General features: G+C 64.2%; 15 protein-coding genes. 9 read left to right on the top strand and 6 right to left on the bottom strand.

Annotation, left to right across the window (positions count from 1 at the left end; genetic code table 11):
- The first annotated feature begins 5 nt into the window (after positions 1–5).
- Genes AC07VX_RS23220 through AC07VX_RS23230 form a run of 3 tightly spaced genes read left to right on the top strand, consistent with a single transcriptional unit; the run spans position 6 to position 5,187 of the window.
- Positions 6–2,153: a TnsB C-terminal domain-containing protein gene (locus AC07VX_RS23220; RefSeq protein ID WP_493167008.1), complete on the top strand. Its 2,148-nt coding sequence runs from the start codon at positions 6–8 to the stop codon at positions 2,151–2,153.
- Positions 2,140–3,723: an ATP-binding protein gene (locus AC07VX_RS23225; RefSeq protein ID WP_493167007.1), complete on the top strand. Its 1,584-nt coding sequence runs from the start codon at positions 2,140–2,142 to the stop codon at positions 3,721–3,723. Before AC07VX_RS23220 ends, AC07VX_RS23225 begins: the two co-directional genes overlap by 14 nt.
- Positions 3,724–3,732: 9 nt before the next feature.
- The gene (locus AC07VX_RS23230; RefSeq protein ID WP_493167006.1) at positions 3,733–5,187 is read left to right on the top strand and encodes a TniQ family protein; all 1,455 of its coding nucleotides are present in this window, start codon (positions 3,733–3,735) and stop codon (positions 5,185–5,187) included.
- Positions 5,188–5,377: 190 nt separating this feature from the next.
- Here the strand turns inward: AC07VX_RS23230 and AC07VX_RS23235 are convergent, their stop codons facing one another.
- Positions 5,378–5,914, bottom strand: a complete 537-nt coding sequence (locus AC07VX_RS23235) for a hypothetical protein (RefSeq protein ID WP_493167005.1) — start codon at positions 5,912–5,914, stop codon at positions 5,378–5,380.
- 191 nt (positions 5,915–6,105) lie between these two features.
- On the opposite strand from AC07VX_RS23235, the gene AC07VX_RS23240 reads away from it, so the two are divergent.
- Entirely contained in the window at positions 6,106–6,480 is a 375-nt protein-coding gene (locus tag AC07VX_RS23240; RefSeq protein ID WP_493167004.1) for a hypothetical protein, read from the top strand.
- A 120-nt stretch (positions 6,481–6,600) separates the two neighbouring features.
- Positions 6,601–7,959, top strand: coding sequence for a helix-turn-helix domain-containing protein (locus tag AC07VX_RS23245; RefSeq protein WP_493167003.1), 1,359 nt, complete (start codon positions 6,601–6,603; stop codon positions 7,957–7,959).
- A 14-nt stretch (positions 7,960–7,973) separates the two neighbouring features.
- Here the strand turns inward: AC07VX_RS23245 and AC07VX_RS23250 are convergent, their stop codons facing one another.
- Complete coding sequence (locus AC07VX_RS23250) at positions 7,974–10,634, bottom strand: DUF2726 domain-containing protein (RefSeq protein ID WP_493167002.1); 2,661 nt, start codon at positions 10,632–10,634, stop codon at positions 7,974–7,976.
- Positions 10,631–12,298, bottom strand: a complete 1,668-nt coding sequence (locus AC07VX_RS23255) for a hypothetical protein (protein ID WP_493167001.1) — start codon at positions 12,296–12,298, stop codon at positions 10,631–10,633. Before AC07VX_RS23255 ends, AC07VX_RS23250 begins: the two co-directional genes overlap by 4 nt.
- Positions 12,299–12,419: 121 nt before the next feature.
- On the opposite strand from AC07VX_RS23255, the gene AC07VX_RS23260 reads away from it, so the two are divergent.
- The 4 genes from AC07VX_RS23260 to AC07VX_RS23275 all read left to right on the top strand — a co-directional run bounded on the left by AC07VX_RS23260 (position 12,420) and on the right by AC07VX_RS23275 (position 15,224).
- Complete coding sequence (locus AC07VX_RS23260; protein WP_495122027.1) at positions 12,420–12,791, top strand: hypothetical protein; 372 nt, start codon at positions 12,420–12,422, stop codon at positions 12,789–12,791.
- A gap of 28 nt (positions 12,792–12,819) precedes the next feature.
- The gene (locus AC07VX_RS23265) at positions 12,820–13,194 is read left to right on the top strand and encodes a hypothetical protein (protein WP_493166999.1); all 375 of its coding nucleotides are present in this window, start codon (positions 12,820–12,822) and stop codon (positions 13,192–13,194) included.
- Positions 13,184–13,945 carry a hypothetical protein gene (locus AC07VX_RS23270; RefSeq protein ID WP_493166998.1) on the top strand — a complete coding sequence of 254 codons (762 nt, stop codon included), beginning with the start codon at positions 13,184–13,186 and terminating at the stop codon, positions 13,943–13,945. The genes AC07VX_RS23265 and AC07VX_RS23270 overlap by 11 nt, the downstream gene beginning before the upstream one ends.
- A 349-nt stretch (positions 13,946–14,294) precedes the next feature.
- Positions 14,295–15,224, top strand: coding sequence for a M48 family metallopeptidase (locus AC07VX_RS23275; protein ID WP_493167100.1), 930 nt, complete (start codon positions 14,295–14,297; stop codon positions 15,222–15,224).
- Here the strand turns inward: AC07VX_RS23275 and AC07VX_RS23280 are convergent.
- From AC07VX_RS23280 to AC07VX_RS23290, 3 genes are all read right to left on the bottom strand, one after another.
- Entirely contained in the window at positions 15,207–15,839 is a 633-nt protein-coding gene (locus AC07VX_RS23280; RefSeq protein ID WP_493166997.1) for a Crp/Fnr family transcriptional regulator, read from the bottom strand. The genes AC07VX_RS23275 and AC07VX_RS23280 overlap by 18 nt on opposite strands.
- Before the next feature lie 79 nt (positions 15,840–15,918).
- Positions 15,919–16,590 carry a helix-turn-helix transcriptional regulator gene (locus tag AC07VX_RS23285; protein ID WP_493166996.1) on the bottom strand — a complete coding sequence of 224 codons (672 nt, stop codon included), beginning with the start codon at positions 16,588–16,590 and terminating at the stop codon, positions 15,919–15,921.
- A 128-nt stretch (positions 16,591–16,718) separates the two neighbouring features.
- A complete protein-coding gene (locus AC07VX_RS23290) occupies positions 16,719–17,360 on the bottom strand; it encodes an MBL fold metallo-hydrolase (protein WP_493166995.1) in 642 nt (213 codons plus the stop codon).
- Positions 17,361–17,514 lie beyond the last annotated feature (154 nt).

Consider the following 17,514-nt stretch of genomic DNA (forward strand, 5'->3'; position numbering starts at 1 on the left):
GTTCCATGTATCCCATTCGCACCCTGCTTAAAGCTCGCGATGGCCGGCACCTGCGCGTCATCGACTTGCTGGCGGACACCGGTGAGGTCGTCACCATCGACACGCAGTCTGAGAACGCCAATCCCCAGGTCTGGCAGCCGGCCGACTTCGAGCTGGCGGCAAAGCAGCAGGGCTGGGTGCGGGTGGCGGGCTCCCAGCTCAAAACCGAGGGCGCACTGGCCGCGCCCACCAAGCTCACCCAGGCCGCGCTCACCCTGCGAACTGCCCGCTGGGCCGTTGTCAGCAACCACCTGCGCGACAGCCGCCTCTACCGCCGAGAGACGCGCCAGTACGCTGTCGATGAAATCGCCGACGAGCACAAGGTGAGCGGTCTGCACGTCCGACAGCTCCTGCGCATGGCCTGGCAGGGCGGCATGACGCCGGAGGCAATGACACCAGAGCTGCACAAGTGCGGCCGCAGCGTCCATGACGGCAACCCGCGTGGTCGCAAGCCCATCTATGCCGACTACGAGCCCTACGTCTGGACCAATGAGCTCCGGGCCAAGGCCGTCAAGATGGTGCGAAGCGTTTACCTCGAAGACTCCACGGTGAGTCTGCAGGAGGTCTACGACAAGCTCATGCTCAAGCACTACAGCTTCGTGGACCCGGACGGTGTCATCCGGCAGTTTCCGCTGGGTGAGCGCCCGACAGAGCGTCAGCTGCGCTCAGTCCTCGAGGCGGAGCTGACGGATTCCGAACGTCACGCAGCGCGTCACAGCCAGGCCGACTACGACAACAACTGGGCGCCGACCATTGGCCACGTCCTGCAAGACTGCCAAGGCGCCGGCGACGTCTATGAAATCGACGCGTCGCAGGTGGACGTCTGGCTGGTCGCCCGCGAGGACGGTCGCACCATCATTGGCAAGGCGACGATGTACCTGGTCGTCGACCGCTTCAGCCGCCTCATCGTCGGCTTCTACGTCTCCCTGGACGCTCCTTCCTGGGCCGGCGCGACCCAGGCGGTGCTGTCCATCTTTGCGGACAAGCGCGAGCTCTGCAAGCGGGCCAAGGTGCCTTACAACGAGGCCGACTGGCCGGCCCACGGCCTGATGCCTCAGCGCTTCTTCGGCGACCGTGGCGAGATGGTGAGCCTCGCAAGCGACACCATTGCTACAGGCCTGCACACCACCGTCACGAACGCCCGAGCGCTCTGGTCCGCCGGTAAGGGGCTGGTCGAGTGCTCGTTCAAGCTCGTGCACGTGCCGATGAAGCGGCTGCGCGCTGGTTATGAGCCCGCTCGCAACACGAAGGTCCGGCGGGGCAAGAAGTACTACCGCGACGCAAAGATGACGCTCGACCAGCTGCGTCATCAGTTGCTGCGCATCGTCATCGACCACAACCGCAAGGCGCACACCACCTACAAGCTGCCGCCCACGGAGATTCGCGCCGGCTACCAGCCTATTCCCTGCGAGGTCTTCACCCGCAGCATTCGCACCCACATGGGCTTGCTGTCGCACTACGACGAGCAAGACGTGCGCTTCAACCTGCTGCTCGAAGACACCGCGACGGTGACACAGGACGGCATCAGCTTTGGCGACTGCCTGTACACAGCGGCCGAGGCGGTGGAGCGCGATTGGTTCACGCGCGCCCCAAAGCGTGGCACGTTCGATGTGCAGGTCCGCCACAACCCCGGCTTGGTCGACAGCATCTACATCATCGACCCGTCCGACACCTCACGCTACTTCCTCGCTGAGCTGACCGAATACAACGAGCACTACAAGGGCTACAGCAGAGCCGAAGTGGCAAGCCTGACGCACAACGGCAAGAGCAACGACGTTGAGGGCTCAGAAGACAACCTGACGCTGCGCCTGAACAAGTCAGTGGCCGACGAGCGAGATGGCCTGACGACCAAAGGCAAGCCCGCCGTGCGCGGCAAGGCAGGTCCCGCGGCCCGAGCCGTCAACACCAGGGCCGACCGCTCGGTTGCGCAGGCTCTTCCGTCGCCGAACGGCGAGGCCGCCGCACCGGCGCGCGCCTCGCCGCCGGCGACGACGCCAGAGCCCGCCGAAACCACTCTCACGCAGAACGAAGCCCTACCGGCCCCCACGCCCGTGGGCATGAAGGCCGCTGTCCTGAACAAACTCTTCGAAGGAGATGACGATGACCTCGAATGAAGCTAGCAAGCCACGCCGACAGCTCGCTCACCGCTACGTGGAAGCGACTTACCAAGACCACCCCAACCCGGAATATCACGGCAACCCGCTCATCTCCGCGCTGCCTTTCTATCTGGACAACGATGAGCTCATCGCCGGGCTCGAAGACTTGCCTCTGTTCGATGAGTCGGAGCGTAGTCAACCGGACGCAGTTCGGAGCACCTACATCGGTCGCCTGAGCCGTTGCCTGGTCGCCTTGCCCCGCACCACTGCGATGGCCCGCGCGCTCCTGGACTTGATGATGGAAGGCTACGTGGGCCGCGAGCCTTTCCTGCCCGAACACAGGCAGAAGCTGCAGCGCCTCTACGAAGCCAAGAAGAGCGGAGTCAAGTTTCAGGACCTGCCAGAGGCTAAGTCAGCCAAGGCACTTCGCTCACGCGACGCCGGGGCGGAGCTTTCCACAGCCTTCATCGGCTCTTCCGGTGCTGGCAAGACGCAAACGATGAAGCGAATTGCAGGCCTCCTCCCAGACGTCATCGTGCACGACTCCATGTGGCAAGTGCCAGCACTCATCTTTGAGATGCCGCCGGGCGGCCAGAGCGAACACGGCCTGGCGACTGCAATCATTGACGCGCTGCATCGGCGTCTGCCGTTTGCCGGATATGCGGATATCTACCTGCGCAATGTGAACCGCAAGAACGCTGGCGAGCGCATCTACGACGCCGCTAGCCTCCTGACCAAGCATGGCGTCGGCCTGCTCATCGCGGACGAATCACAGAAGCAAAAGCCGACTGAGGACCAACTCAAACGCAAGGCACAAGAGGCCGAGCCGAAGCACAAGAAACTGTCGCACGAGCATGAAACCCCGCTCATCCAGCTGCTGATTGCCGCTTCGAACAAGCTGGGCGTGCCATTGGTGCTCGTCGGGACCAATGAGCTGCACGACGTCATGTCCGGGCGGTTCTCGAAGGAACGGCGCTCCGTTGGGCACGGCACTGAGTACTGGGGCTTCCTGGAACGCAGCGGCGACGTCCGCAAGCCCAACGAATTCGAGGCGCTGCTCCGCAAGCTCTGGAAATACCAGTGGGTTCGCAAGCCGGTGAAGCTCAGCGACGAACGCGCCAACCTGTTTTTCGAACTCACGCAGGGCAATCCGGACATCATGGTCAAGCTGTTCGCCTCGGCTCAGCGCAAGGCCATCCACGACGGCGTCGAAGAGCTGACGGAGGTGGTCATTCGCGAGGCGTTCCGACTCGGCTACAAGGCCGTGAAAGAGGCGCTTGAGGCTCACGAGGCCCAGGACCCCGAGACCCTGGTGCGGTACCCGGATATCGCACCGGTGGAACTGCGCGCCGGGCCGACCTACGCGAAGGTGGCGGCGGAGATGAACGAGCGCAACCTCAAGCGCAAGCTCCGTGCCGAGGCCGACGAGAAGCGAAAGGCCAAGGAAGCCCAGTCGCCGCAGGCCGCTGAACTCGATATCCCGGCCAAGCTGGTGAAGCTCACCGACGCCCTGAAGGGCGACGAGGGGACGGTGCATTCCAGGCTGACGAAGGCCGGCGCTCTGGCCACCAAGCACGACGACGTCTGACATCGCCCCATGCTGCTCCTGGCCCGTCCGTACGCCGGCGAACTCGTATCGAGTGCGCTGGTCCGAGGCTGCCGCCACTATCACCTGACGCTGAGCCAAGTGCTCAGGTCCGGTCAAGCCGCGGGCGGCGGTTCAGGAGCAGCATTCTTCGGCTTCACACCTCTGCCCTATCTGGCCGAGCTGTTCGACATGGCGCCGACTGACTTGCTGGCAGGCCACACCGTGCTGGCCTTCGCAACCGCGTTCTCGGCGCGCGGCGTCTGGGAGCGGGCTGTTGCCAATGCGCTGAGCGGCGTCTGCGGCGGCCAGGCACTCGGGTCGGTCATGCGTACAGCCGTCCAAGGAACGTCGCATCGCCGGTACTGCCAGGACTGCGTCGCCGAGGACCTGCGCTCCATCGGCGAGTCGTATTGGCGAACCGCTCATCAGCTGCCGGGCGCGCTGGTGTGCCACGCTCATGGAAGGGTGTTGCTCTCAACCGAGCTGCGTATCGTGGGCGGAGGTATCAGCTACGACCTACCGCGGAACTGTCGCGGCCGGCCCTGTGTTGCCAAGCCGGTCGACCAGCGGTGGGTCAAGGTGGCGGCGGACGTTGCTCGGCACGCCCACCGCGGGCTTGAGCCGCCAGTCTCTCCGCCCAGCACCCACTATCGGGATTTGGCTGTCGAGCGTGGATGGCTGAAGCCAGATGGGGATGTGAATATCCAGCGGCTGAACGAGCACGTCGTTGCGGTGTTTGGCAAAGAGGCGCTGTCGGCGTGCGGGCTGGTTCCTGACAGCAAGGCCAGCTGGGCCGCGCAGTTGTTGCAAACAAAGACGACTAGGCCGACGGCGACGCTCAAGCACCTCCTGATGGAGCGCTTTCTCGCGGAGCCGGCCATTGACCTCAGTCACAAGCGCAAAGGCCTGGTCGCTCGGTCGCGTGTCGATGAGGACAAGGCGTTGGCGGCAGCCTTCTATCGCGTTGCCGACAGCTACGCTGCGAGGAAGCAGCGGGTGTCGGTGGCCACGGTGCTGAAGGAGGTTGGGGGCTGGGGCGTCTTTCGCCACAAGCGAGCCGCGCTTCCACGCCTGCAGCAGGCAGTCCTGGCTTTCCGAACGTCCAAGCATGGGCGTCGGCCCCAGGCGGGCCAACTGCTCGAGGTGCCGGGCCAGGCTGGTGCCGTTGCCACCAGAGGCGACCTCATCAACGCCGGGCACCTCATCTGCGGCGAAGACGCCGCGGCGAAGCTTGGCATCCCCGCACGAGCGTTACCGCCTCTTTACCGAGGCGGACGCATCCTCGCGACCTCCTACAAGGGGCATCGCCTTTGGTATCCGGCGTTCTGGTTCGACGGCCGCGTGAAGCATGCGGTGCTGGAGGCCGCGTTCGCCAAGGTGGCGAAGCGACCGTTCGCTGAGCAGTGGTCGACGCTGGTGCAGCTTTGGGACGGGGCGCCTAGCCTGACGCAAACGGACGACTAGCGGGCTCGATAAACCGCGTTGCTACACGTCGCCTCAAGAGGCAAGCCCTCGCACGCGCCGGAGATGATTCATGCAGGCTGTCACCCAACCCCAAGTCGAAGACTCGGTTCTCGACGTGGTCTACGCGGACATGCGGCGCCGCGGCATCCTCTTGCCGACGACGCCCAGGTTCCAAGCAGCGATGGCCGCCTTATGCGGCCAGCTTCAAGAGCCGGGTGTAGGCGGCATCCCCGGTGAAGAGCGGAATCCACTTGGTATGCGGCTCTGAGTCCGGATACGTCGCCATCGGATGCACTTCACGCGGGTCTCGACCCTTCTGCACTGCCAACGTCATCATCAGCGTGAAGTCGATGACCTGCATGTCTGGCAGCGTCAGCCAAACGTGAAAGGCGCCAGAGTCGCACAGGTCCGTCAAGGTCATTCCGCCATTTGCGTTCCAGAGGAGACGACCTTGCATTTCCACCGTGCCGATGGTGAGCAGCGCCTGCACCGACGCCACATCACCGACGTGCTTTCTCATTTCGAAGCTGACTCTTGCGCACTGGAAAGCGATGTCCGCAGGTGAAAGCGCAGCACCTTCTGCAAGACCTGCAAGGCGGTCCATCAGCTCGAAACCATGTTCCTCGGTCATCGGCTTGAGAACCGATGAAAAAGCGAGTTCACCAGACGGCAAGCCCGACGCACGTGTGCGCGCCATGGCGGCCAATAGTTGTTCTTGGTACGTCATATCAGCACGTTAGCAGCGCACCGGCCGGACTCCGAGCGCGGCAGGCGTCGTGTTTTGGATTGCGTGCAGCATTCCACGAACACTGTCTCACCTTTCTCTCGGGACTGCAGCAGCCTCCAACTTCTGCCGCCATGGGGAAAGTTGTGAAAGACAGGTGACTACACGAAGGAGGACAACTTCGTGGAATCGCTATGCCCCTGAAACGAAAGCCGGCAGAACCTAAGGTCACCTTCTCGCTTCGCATCACCCGGCGCACGCGCTTTGGTCTCATCGTCCAGATGCGGATGCGCGACAGGACCTCGCTGGACAAGTCGGCCTACGTCGAGGACCTGGTCCTGGCTGTACTGAACGCTGACAAGCCCCGCATCGAGGAGTTCTCGCTTCCCGTCTTCGATGCACTATGGGACGACCGCCAGTGGGTTCGCCTGCAGAACCTGCAGAAGTTCAACCCGGACCTGCTGAATCGCTACGAGCAGCATGCGCTGGGTGAGCTCGAGTGGGCAGATGAGCCTATCACCGAGGACTATTGGGCGCCGATTTCAGACCGCTACGCCCTCGATATTTAAGGTCAGCTTTGACCATTCCACCGGCCCTCCTTGAGGGCCGGTTTCCTTTTCACATAGACGCCACCACTGGCCTCTTGCTTCAACCTTGCTCGCTGCGCCGGCGGTAGCATGGAGGCAGACATGGGTTGGATAGTTGGAGTTCGAAACACCGGGGCAGCACCGCGCCTGGTCGAGTGGAGCAGCGACGGCACGCGTGAGGTCAGTGCCGTAGAAGCTTCTCTTCTTGTCGACGCGAAATCAAGGAAGTACTCAAGATACGTCGAATGTGACCTTGCGGACCTGAAGCGACTGGATGTCGACGAGGCGAGGGAGATTGCTGCCCTCGCAGGCATCCACGAAGACGTGGCTCGCGCACAGTCGTTCTGGGTTCTGGCGGTGGGCTCGCGCAATCTCTTTGTGCCTGCTCAGGTCCTCATCCAGGCGTTGGTTGGCATGTACAGGCTTCAGCGGGAGGCAATGTTCTCGCCCGTCGGGTATCAGCTGAAGACGGTTCTTGTCGAGGAACGAGATGGCCTTCAAGCCAAACTCTCTTCAAGCCGCACAACGAGAACGCTCGACGACACCCCTGAGCTGGCCGTCAGCATTCTTTGGACGAGTTGCTATCCCAGTGCTCGGAAGATGCATGCGAGCGTTCTTCGATACGCGCTCAACGGGCGCTTTGATATCGAGCTTCCCCGTGCCCGCCTGACGATGTCCTTTGTCGGCCAGGAGCTGGGGCATTGTTCGGTTCTGGCCACGCGTCTCTCCATTGCTGCCATAGTGCCGCTCGAGGCGCCGATGGCCCATGCCGCTGGCAAGGTTCCGGCTAAGTTCGTCATCCGCGACGTTGACCAAATCTCCCCCGCGAGGCGCAAGAGCAGCTGGGACAAATCCGCACGGAGGGGACCACAGGACGGCGGCTATGACGCCGATATCCGGGATGCACGCTTTAGAACGCCTCTGTCGGACGAGGAGTGGCACTCGGTGCGTCACGTCCTGTTCAAACATGCCAGCAGGATGCGGTTGCATGAGGCCCGCGCTCGAGGGAAGGTGGACCTCATCTTGCTCAAGCGGTCTACCGGGGATAGCTGGCAGTCGGTGGCGAGTCCATCAATTACCAAGACTACGCTGGAGGCCTACTTCAGCCATCTGGTCCTCACCGGCAAGTGGGAGTTGCTGCGTGCTCAAGTCGTGAAGGCAAAGGGTGGCCGCGCGGCGACTCGCCGTTCCCGGACGTCGCGCTCCGGGGAGGACGACGCGGCACCAACTGGCGAGCAGCTGCGAGCGTTGCGTATTCAGCGCCTCAACATGACCAAAAAGGCCTTTGCTTGCGCATTGGGCGTCTCGGCGACGACTGTCAGCGCATGGGAGAACGGGGAAAAGCCACCGAAGCCAAACATGCTGGCGATGCTGCGCGTGCTTGAAGCGAGGGGGTTAGATGGCCTCGAAGAGGTGCAGAAGATGCGCCCCGGCAGGAAACCCCGAACCGTCATCGACTGAGGGAAGCATCTTCCTTACCTTCGGATGCCCGATAGGTCCTCCAGAAGCCCACGCGCTTGGTCGTAGCCGGGCAGGTCCGAGCGGAGGCTGCGCACCAGCTCTTCGACGTGCTCTGCCACCTGGGCACGGATGGTGTTCTCTGACGGGCTGCCAACTGGGCGGAGACGCAAGAACGGAATGCCGGCGGCCGCGAACAGGCGGTCTTTCTTGTCGTCATTGCGCTGCTGGCGCTCGGTGTCATGCCATACGGAGTCGACTTCGATGGCCAGCATCGGCAGGTAGGTCGTAGATGAGACGACGACGATGTCTACGCTCGCCCGGAGGTAGTAGCCGAAGTCGTCTTCGCTGGCTAACTCCTTCATGCGGTCAAAGCTCATCACGCTTTGAAGCGAGCAATTCGGAAAGACGAGGTGGTTGGGACACAGCTGCACCAGGACTTGGTAGATGGTGAACTCACGCTGGCTGTTGAAGACCTGCTTGACCGCGCTGGTGCCTTGGGCGCGGACGATTCGGCCGACGACGGCGTGCTGAGCCTCACGCTCAAGCAACGGTGCGATGTGCGGGTTGATTCGGAAGTGCTTTTCGGTGGTCAAGAGCATCCCGAGGTCGACCAGCTTGTCGTAGTGCTTCTCAGCCCACTTCAGCTCCATGCCGGCATATTCGGCCACCTCAGCCAAGCCGTTGTAGCTTTTGATGGCGCCAAACACGCTGAGCAACTTGCGCGCCGGCGCGGTCAGCGTCGGCCACCGGGTCACCGCGGTTCGCTCGAACTGGTCCTGCTTGTTCAGGGCGGCGAGGCGCGCCTTGGCATCAGTGAGCAACTCGCGGACAGCGTCGGCACGGCTCGATGCGTTCAGGTCCTCTTCAAGCGTGTCGACGAGCTGCTGAACCTCATCGAGGCTTTCGGAGTTGGCCCAGAGTAGCTTGGCGTTGTTGATAGCGCTCGCTGGGTCGTCGGCGACCTGAATGTAGGCGAGGTAGTAGCGCAGCGCTTTTACTGGGTCCCCGGCCACCTGCTCAAGGTAGGCCAACCTGAATGCGTGCCCCATTTCAAGCAGGTCATCGCGGAAGAAGCGCGCCAGCGGCAACAGGCGCTTTCGGACCTTGTCGCCAAGCTTGGACAACGCGCTGAAGATGTCGCCGGCGACCGCGAGCCACATTTGCTGCGTCTTTGAATCCATGCTCTCGCGCACCGCTGCTAGCTTTTCCAAGGCCTCGAGCACCGGCCCAGCTTCGGGTTCGTCAAGGCCTTCGTCGAGGTCACCCGAGTAGTAGTTCTGGGGCGGCGGCAGCCCAGCTTCCGTGGTGCGACGCATGGCATCGAGGAGCAATCGCATACGGCCGGCAACGCCTTGTATGGCGTAGGCCGCAGCGAACTGAAAGGAGATGCTCTGCTCGCACAGCCATGCGAGGCCTGGCATGCCTTCGTCGGCATCGTCCTCATCTTCCAGCGCCGAGAACTGAACTGCAGCGCTGTAGATGCGGTAAAGCGCCCGTAGCTCGGGGAGTCTCGGAAAGTCCTCCGGGGCTTGCTCGTACAGGCGCAGGAGCATGTCATCCACCGCGCCCATGTGCAGATTGGCCGACCCTAAGTGGATTTCGCGAACGCCGTCGCCCACGGTCATGGTCAGGTACTCGCCGAACCAATACGGGCTATCGTTCGCAAAGCGCATCAACAGGCGCACCGCAGTCGCCATGTTCTGGTCGACGTCGCCAATACCGTGCAGCGCGCACATCACACGGCGAAGGCCTTCACAAGGGTCGCACGCGAAAGGTTCCGGGAACCGCTGAAGCAGGTCCCGCATACCCTCAGCGGAGGCATGCTGGAGCATCCACATGAACGCCCATGCCCGGGGGGTCAATTTCAGCCGCGAGCCGTCCGAGGAATCGTCGGTGTACATCCCAGCGACTTCAGCCTCAGTCGGGCTCGGCAACCGGAGAAGTGCTTCACCCACCCGCTCGTAGTCCCACGCGTCTGCCATCATGAGGTCAAGGTCGAGCCGCATCACTTTGACGACAGCCTGTCCCTCGTCATCGAGCGCACCACCTTGCTCTGCGGCGGCGAACGCTTCGCTCAGGGTCAGAGTGAGGTCCGGCAACGCCGCCATGATTTCCTGGTCGGCTGCGGACAATGGGTCGCCGGGGTTCTCTTGCGCTCTGAGCAGACCGAACGTCCTGTTTCGCAGTTCGCGCAGCCAATGGAGATTCGTCATCTCCATGCAGGCGCGCGACAGGCGTCGGAAGGCCTCCGCACGGTCGCCAACTGACCAGCCGAGGGTCTCGAGATACTGATTGAACTCAGGCAGCGTATGGAGCGCGTCGACCTTGGCAGCCAGCCCCTTTAGAGCTGCTATGTACTCCTCGCGCACCTCTTTCGGCATGAAGTCGATGTGCGTTGTCGAACCGGGCGGTTTGAGGCCAAGAATCTTGGCGCGAAGGAGCCACACCTCTGCCGACTTACGGTCGTCCTCGTGGATGTCCGCCAAAGGCACACGGCCCAACGCCGCGATTTCTGACCAGGCATGGTTGTCGATATGCGCTGCTGCAGCTGCCCTTAGGTCGTCCAGTCGCAGCTGTGGCGCCTTCGACGCGGCAGGCGCGATAGCGATGTCGCTGTCCGCATCCGCCATAGCCGTCGTCTTCGCCTGCGACTTCTGCTTCGACTTCTTGTTCATGCGCCCTCCTCAAGGCGGTCGATGTCCAGATAGATGGCGTGGCCAAAGGCGTAGGACCAGGTGTTCGGCACCTTCTCAATGACGCCTTCGGTTGGAACCAGGTGAGGCATCACTCCAACGTATATCTCCAGGCCCAGCGCCTCGAGCTTCAGCCGCAGCTCCTCGCCGTCTCCGGCGTAGCAAAGGTACGGCAGCGGGTCGTCGGGGTCTGTGAGTTGACCCAGCTGCTGCATCCTTTGCACTCGGATGGAGGCGCTGAAGTCTTCGATGGCATCGCGGATGCCTTGGACTTGGTCGGGCTCGAGGTCGCGTGGCGACCGATACCGCACGAAGTCCACACGCGGCATCAGCGAGCGGATGAGGCTGTCGTCGGTAGCCTTGACCAGCTTCGCCCGCGGCGGCGAGGCAAAGAGCCTGTTGGGGTCCGCGAGCTTGAGGTGCTCAGCCAGGGTCATGACGAAACCGACCGCCACGTCGGGCGTCTTGGCCTGCTCGATGCCCTTCTCAGCGCAAAACGAGTCCCAGTCGTAACCGGCGTCGTTCAGGGCATGGAAGACCCGATTGAGGTCGACGCGATAGGTGTCGTCCGGGCCGCTCAGGTACTTGAGCTGCTTCGTGACGTGGTGGTGCTTCACTTTGCCGCCAAGGATGCCCCGCGCGAGGTGGTAGCGCCGCAGGAGCTTGGCGGTCTCGGCGTCTGTGAGTGAGGCTTGAACCGACCGTGGCGCATAGTCGTCCGGGTAAAGGGTTGTGAGCTGCCACACGTAGCGCCCCATCCCGACCCACCACGCGCCTGCTTCCATAGAGACTTCAAGGGGCAGGCCCTTCGCCTCGCTCTTCACGGCCAGCTCGAGTTGCGACCAACACGTCATCTCGTCACCACGGGCGATTTCGAAGCTGCTCCCCGGGCCGTCGTCCTCACGAAGTAGCACGAGCTCCGAGTTGCACGCGTCGTCAAGCGTCACGGGCCCTGGCACTGAGGACAGCCTGCCCGCGACCTCCAGCGCGAGGCGGCCACACACCTGGAGCGCCGCAACGCCGTCCAAGATGGCTTTGCCGGTCTCCTCCAACCGCCGGCGAACGAGCTCAAAGGCTGCGCTGGCGTCATCCAGCCAGCCCTCGAAGTCTCCAATCGGCGTAACGGACAGCGCTGGCATCATTTCGGTCTCCCCGGCCGTGCTGTCCTGCTTGGGCTCTGGCACGCATACGAGGATGAAGTCGTTCCCGAAGCGGACCTCAAACACGGTGGTGGGCTTGACCTGATGCCAAGCCTCCAGCCACTGCGCCAACCGCGGCGCCAGCTCGTGCCAGGTTGAGAACTGCTCCTCAGGCGCTTTGGCGACGACGGCGAGATTGAGCTTCGGAACGGCCGGTTCTCGATTGAGGGCGTGCCAGCTCGAGCGTCCCAGGATGCGCGAGGCGGCGTCCAGAGCCGCCGTGTGCTTCAGGGCCACACCGGCGTCGCTCAGGGCCTTGCGCAGCCGTTTGGCCAGGGCCTTGGGGTCTTCGTCGGGCTTTGGTTGCAGCCCCTCAACCACCTTGAGCGCGGCTTCCGAGGTGAAGCGAGGAACCTTGAGGTGGACAAAGGTCCACAGGGCTGCGGCCGTAGCCTGCAGGTCGGAAGGGGAAGCGGGATGCGCCGTCGGCGCAGCAGCGGCTGCCATAGATGAACTCCCGGAGAGCATCAAGGGACGGCACGCGTTGTCCGGCTCCCCAAGTGGAGGTCATCGAGCCGGGAAGGGAGTCTTGCGATTCGAACTGGCTTTGCCGTGTCGGTGAGGACCGATGCGTGCACTGACGGGCGCCAACTTGCCCGCGGTTCGGCTTGAACCGCGCGCAAATGGTAAGCAGCAGCGCCGAACGCTGTCAACAAGGCCTGCGGTGTTGAGCTCGCCGACCCGGCCCGCAACCGGTGGGCACAATGTGCGGATGGAACATTCGGAAGACACCATCCAAGCCGTCCGGGCGCTGATTGAGGCGAAGAAGGCAGAGCTGCTGGAGGCTGAGAAAGTGCGCGATGAATTCGCTCGCCAGGCCGCCGATGTTCAGGCCGAGGTTGATGCACTGAACCTGGCGCTGGTTCGCCAAGGCGAAGCAGATGTGGGTGGTGAATTCGAGGCCACCGGGAACGATGTGCGCCGCGAGCTGCTGCACTGACCGCTGACCACGGAGCCGTCACCGCATCATGACCAAGCGGATATTTCATCGCGTCGCTACAGGTAACCACAAGCAGGACTTCTTTACGGTCATCGCCCAAGTCCACACCGGTGAAATCTGGGGCAAGGAGGCGATGTACGGGAACGACCACCCCGTGGTTCGCGCCATGCCAGGCCCTTTGAAGGATGGAGTCGACGGGATTGAATTCGAGACCGACGTGAAGCCCACGCCGTTCTGTGAGACTCCCTCGGAGGTGTACTGGCATCTTCATTCGGATAGCCCCTGGGTCGAGGACCGAAACGGCGGTGAATTTGCTTGCATCACCGTGGAAATCCGAAAGGTTCGCTACACGAAGGCGGAGAGCCTAAAACCCCGCTTCGAATGGACGCCTGATGCCAGCTGATTCCAACCCGTCGGTACGACCGGACAAGGTGCCGCCCATCAAGGCCGCGGAGCCAGCGTCCTTCGCTGACTACAACTTTTTCCCAGCGGTTCAGTTCCAGGCAACAGAGGCGACCGTCGCGACCCTGGCGAAGTTGTTGAAGCGGCATGACGCATCAGGCGAATGCCGGGTCGCCCACATGAAGGTCGACGGAACCGCCGTGTTCCTGTACCAGGCTGAAAACCACGCGAGTACCGACTGGCTCGTCTACGTGGACATGCGCGGTGCGGTGAGCAAAGGGCAGAAGCCAATACAACTCGGACGGACGGTGGCCGAGTACTTCACACAGAAGCCCGTGAGCTGGCTCAACGACGGCCTCGACGCCCTCGCGAGTCGGCGCGCTGCGGAGAAGCGCCGTTCGAAGCCCGCGCCTGCCACGCTGCCAGCCAAAACGACGAAGCCAAAGGTGGGTTCCATTGGCGGCAAGTTTCCGGGGCTTCGACCCGGCTCGACCGGCATCCTGCAGGCGGTAGCAGCAAAGAAGGCAGTTCCGGCGCGGAAGGCCGCCCCAGCGAAGAAGGCAGCTCCTGCAAAAAAAGCCGCTCCACCCGCGCGAAAGGGTGCTCCCGCAAAGAAGGCCGCGCCCCCCGCTCGAAAGACGGCGGCTCCGGCAAGAAAAGCCGCCCCCTCCAAGAAGGTCGCTGCGGCGAAGAAGGTGGCGGTTAAGAAGGCAGCCGCAAAGAGGGCGTCAGCCAAGAAGGCTGCCCTGTGAGCGCCAGAACGGTCGTTTTCTAGCGTTCAGCGTGTAAATCCAGTTCGAGCTGGAAAAGTCCACCTGCGCAACCTGAAGGCGCGCTGCGCCTGCCAGCCGGCACTGGCTACCCCGCCTGTTCGAAATGACTTTATTGCCGGAGATGCAGCTCAATTTCAGGCCCGTCCGAAACAACTATTTGTCCTGTCCCCTGCAAGAACGGCTTTTCGCGTGGGGCGCTGCAAAACGCGTTTATTGGCGGCCACCACGTCCTACGACGGGGCCATCACCGTCGAAGCACAATGCCGGCATGGATGCCCATGAGTTCAAGGTCAGCGAGGAGCTGCGTTTCTCGAACCCGCCGACGCGCATGTTCGGCGCCTGCGCCGACTGCGCCGCCGGCCGCTGCGCGCCGCCCGCCCAGCGCGGCCGGCGCCTGTTCACCGGCCTGCTCGGTGCGGCGGCCCTGTCGCCGGCCCTCACGCCCGCCTGGGCGCGCGAGGGCGTGGACGTGGGCCCCAAGAGCAAGTTCACCGGCTTCGTGTCCGCGGAGCAGCTGGAAGGTGCCGGCGGCCAGCAGTACGCGCAGATGATGCGCGAGGCCGCCCAGCAGCGCGGCCTCGCGCCCATGGAGCACCCGCAGCTGCAGCGGCTGCGCTACATCGCCCAGCGCATCATCCCCTTCAGCTACGAGTGGAACGACCGCGCGCGACAGTGGAAGTGGGAGGTCAACCTGCTGGGCAGCCCGCAGCTGAATGCCTTCTGCATGCCGGGCGGCAAGATCGCCTTCTTCTACGGCATCCTGGAAAAGCTCAAGTTGGAGGACGACGAGGTGGCCGCCATCATGGGCCACGAGGTGGCGCACGCGCTGCGCGAACACGCCCGCGAGCGGGTCGGCAAGTCGGCAGTCACCAACGGCGTCATCGAGCTCGGCTCGGCGCTGCTGGGCCTGGGCAACCTGGGTCGCGGCCTGGCCGGCCTGGGCGGGCAGCTGGTGAACCTGCGCTTCAGCCGCGACGACGAGAGCGAGGCGGACCTCGTCGGCATTGAGCTGTCGGCCCGCGCCGGCTACGACCCCGCCGCCGCCGTGCGGCTGTGGGAAAAGATGATGGCCGCCAACAAGGGCGCGCCGCCGCAGTGGCTGTCCACCCACCCGTCCAGCGGCACGCGCATCACCGACATCCAGGCCAACCTGCCCAAGGTGGCCGGCCTCTACGCCCGCGCGCCGCGGCCCGACAAGCGCTTCCCCATCGCGCCGCCGCTCAAGGCCGCGGCGTCGAACTCACCAGCGGGCGGGTAGGGTCTTCAGGCGCTGGTATTCGCCGGCGGCGACGCGGCGCAGGTAGCCGCCCAGCTCCAGGTCCTTGACGAGCTTGGACACCATCTCCCGCGAGCAGCCCAGGCGCTGGGCCATGCCCTGGTGGGTCAGCGCCAGGTGGCGGCCGTCGCCGGTGGACTCGTCGACGAGATTCTTCAGCCGGCCGTAGACGTCGTTCAGCGCCAGCTGCTTGGTCGACAGCGTGGCCGCCCGTGCGCGGCGGATGACCTTGGTCAGCAGCTCGAAGGCGAACTCGGGGTGCTCGCTGATGTGGGTCAGCAGGCTGGCACGCGTGACCATCACGAGGCGGCTGGCCTCCTCGGTGATGACGCTGGCCGAACGCGGCCCGCCGTCCAGGCTCATCTCGCCGACGTATTCGCCGGCGCCGTAGACGCCGTAGGTGATCTCGCGGCCGCGGGCGTCACTGCTGAAGGCACGCAACGAGCCGGACAGGATCAGGTAGAGGTTGTCGCCGACCGAGCCCTCCTCGATCAGCACGATGCCCTTGCGGTAGCTGCGCGCCATGCCGCGCGCGGCCAGCAGCCGCAGCGACGGCGGCAGGGCTTGGTAGTCGTTGTCGAGGGAGTCGTCAGCCATCGGGGAATGTTAGCCCCTCGCCCAGTCCGGCCCCGCTGAACGCGGGCCGGCTTGGGGCGGCCCCGCGCTCAAACGCGCGTCAGTTGACGAGCTTGGCCGGCCGCAGCGACGACACCAGCGGCGGCAACAGTGCCAGCTGGCGCATCAGCTCACCAATGCTGTCGGCGCCGCTCTTGGCGCGGATGCTCTGGATCTGGCTGCGCACCGTCGAGATGGCCACGCCCTGGCGCTGGGCGACCTCGGTGGGCTTGACACCGTTGGACAGCGCCTTCAGCACCTCGGTCTCGGCTGGCGTGAGCTGGTAGCGCAGCGCGAACCACTGCGCGGCCAGGTCGCCGCAGAGCTGGCGGCGTTCCAGGATCAGCAGCACGGCGGCCTGGCTGACGTCGCGGTTCAGCGGCACGACGACGACGTTGGCGCGGCCACACTCGGCGCGCTCGTCGCCCAGGCGCAGCAGGCAGCGGCGGCCGCTCGCCTCGGCGCCCTCCAGCGCCTCGGCCAGCGGCACGGCGTCGGTCAGCAGGCGGGCGCGCAGGTGCTGGCCGACGAGCTCCAGCGGATGGTTGTCATCCAGCGAGGCCCGCGCGGCGAGATTGGTATGCAGCACCCGGCCGGCACCATTGAGCAGCACGACGCCATGGTCGAGCTCCTCCAGCACGAGGCTCATCCACTGGTTGGACAGCGAGGCCGCCGCACGGCGCTCTCGGGGACGGGAACCGGGCGCCTGGCCCGGCTGCACAAACTCGGACATCCACATCTAAGCACTCCTCGGCCCACCCCATGCGAGCCATCCTCAAAGCGTAGGAGAGCATGTTTGGGCACGGGCGTAAATGTTGCTGGATGCGTTTGTGAACGAATTACAGCGAAGCGTTCCGTGGCTCAGACGCCATCTGCAACATAGGGATTGCTGCGGCGTTCCGTTCCGATGCTGCTCTCGGGCCCGTGGCCGGGAATGAAGACGGTGTCATCGCCCATGGGCCAGAGCCGGGTGCGGATGGCGTCGAGCAGTTGCCGATGGTTGCCGCCGGGGAAGTCGGTGCGGCCGATGCCGCCGGCGAACAGCACGTCGCCAACGAAGGCGCGCCGCGCCGAGGCCGAGTGGAAGACGACATGGCCCGGCGTGTGCCCGGGACAGTGGCGCACGGCCAGCGTCTCCTGGCCGATCTGCACGGCGTCGCCATCGTCCAGCCAGCGGTCGGGCTTGAAACCCTCGACCGGCGGAAAGCCGAACATCTTGCTCTGCTGCGGCAGGCCGTCGATCCAGAACTGGTCGCCCGGGTGCGGCCCGATGATGGGCAAGCCCTGCTCGCGCGCCAGCTGTCCGGTGCCGCCGGCATGGTCGATGTGGGCATGGGTCAGCCAGATGGCCTTGAGATTCAGGCCACGCTCCTTCACCGCGGCCAGCAGCCGCGGCAGCTCACCGCCGGGGTCGATGACGGCGGCGTCCCGGGTGACGTCGCACCAGACGATGGAGCAGTTCTGCTGGAAGGGGGTGACGGGCAGGGTCAGGTACTGGAGCATGGCTGCATTGTTGGTGGCTAATAACAATGTTTTGATCTTGGCGTCAATGTGTTGATCCGGTCCTCAAGAGGCGTGCGCCACTTGCTGTCAAAGTTTTAACTCTCCCAACAGGGATGAGCCCGCTGGGCTTGGCCGCCCTTGGCCGCCAAACGGA

Source organism: Roseateles sp. GW821-FHT03B02 (genome assembly GCF_059421025.1).

Coding starts and splice junctions, on each gene's coding strand:
- AC07VX_RS23280 (WP_493166997.1), bottom strand. CDS start 15,839: ATGGCTGACGACTCCCTCGACAACGACTACCAAGCCCTGCCGCCGTCG.
- AC07VX_RS23265 (WP_493166999.1), top strand. CDS start 12,820: ATGACCAAGCGGATATTTCATCGCGTCGCTACAGGTAACCACAAGCAG.
- AC07VX_RS23285 (WP_493166996.1), bottom strand. CDS start 16,590: ATGTCCGAGTTTGTGCAGCCGGGCCAGGCGCCCGGTTCCCGTCCCCGA.
- AC07VX_RS23250 (WP_493167002.1), bottom strand. CDS start 10,634: ATGAACAAGAAGTCGAAGCAGAAGTCGCAGGCGAAGACGACGGCTATG.
- AC07VX_RS23235 (WP_493167005.1), bottom strand. CDS start 5,914: ATGACGTACCAAGAACAACTATTGGCCGCCATGGCGCGCACACGTGCG.
- AC07VX_RS23260 (WP_495122027.1), top strand. CDS start 12,420: ATGCGTGCACTGACGGGCGCCAACTTGCCCGCGGTTCGGCTTGAACCG.
- AC07VX_RS23230 (WP_493167006.1), top strand. CDS start 3,733: ATGCTGCTCCTGGCCCGTCCGTACGCCGGCGAACTCGTATCGAGTGCG.
- AC07VX_RS23225 (WP_493167007.1), top strand. CDS start 2,140: ATGACCTCGAATGAAGCTAGCAAGCCACGCCGACAGCTCGCTCACCGC.
- AC07VX_RS23270 (WP_493166998.1), top strand. CDS start 13,184: ATGCCAGCTGATTCCAACCCGTCGGTACGACCGGACAAGGTGCCGCCC.
- AC07VX_RS23290 (WP_493166995.1), bottom strand. CDS start 17,360: ATGCTCCAGTACCTGACCCTGCCCGTCACCCCCTTCCAGCAGAACTGC.
- AC07VX_RS23255 (WP_493167001.1), bottom strand. CDS start 12,298: ATGGCAGCCGCTGCTGCGCCGACGGCGCATCCCGCTTCCCCTTCCGAC.
- AC07VX_RS23245 (WP_493167003.1), top strand. CDS start 6,601: ATGGGTTGGATAGTTGGAGTTCGAAACACCGGGGCAGCACCGCGCCTG.
- AC07VX_RS23220 (WP_493167008.1), top strand. CDS start 6: ATGTATCCCATTCGCACCCTGCTTAAAGCTCGCGATGGCCGGCACCTG.
- AC07VX_RS23240 (WP_493167004.1), top strand. CDS start 6,106: ATGCCCCTGAAACGAAAGCCGGCAGAACCTAAGGTCACCTTCTCGCTT.
- AC07VX_RS23275 (WP_493167100.1), top strand. CDS start 14,295: ATGTTCGGCGCCTGCGCCGACTGCGCCGCCGGCCGCTGCGCGCCGCCC.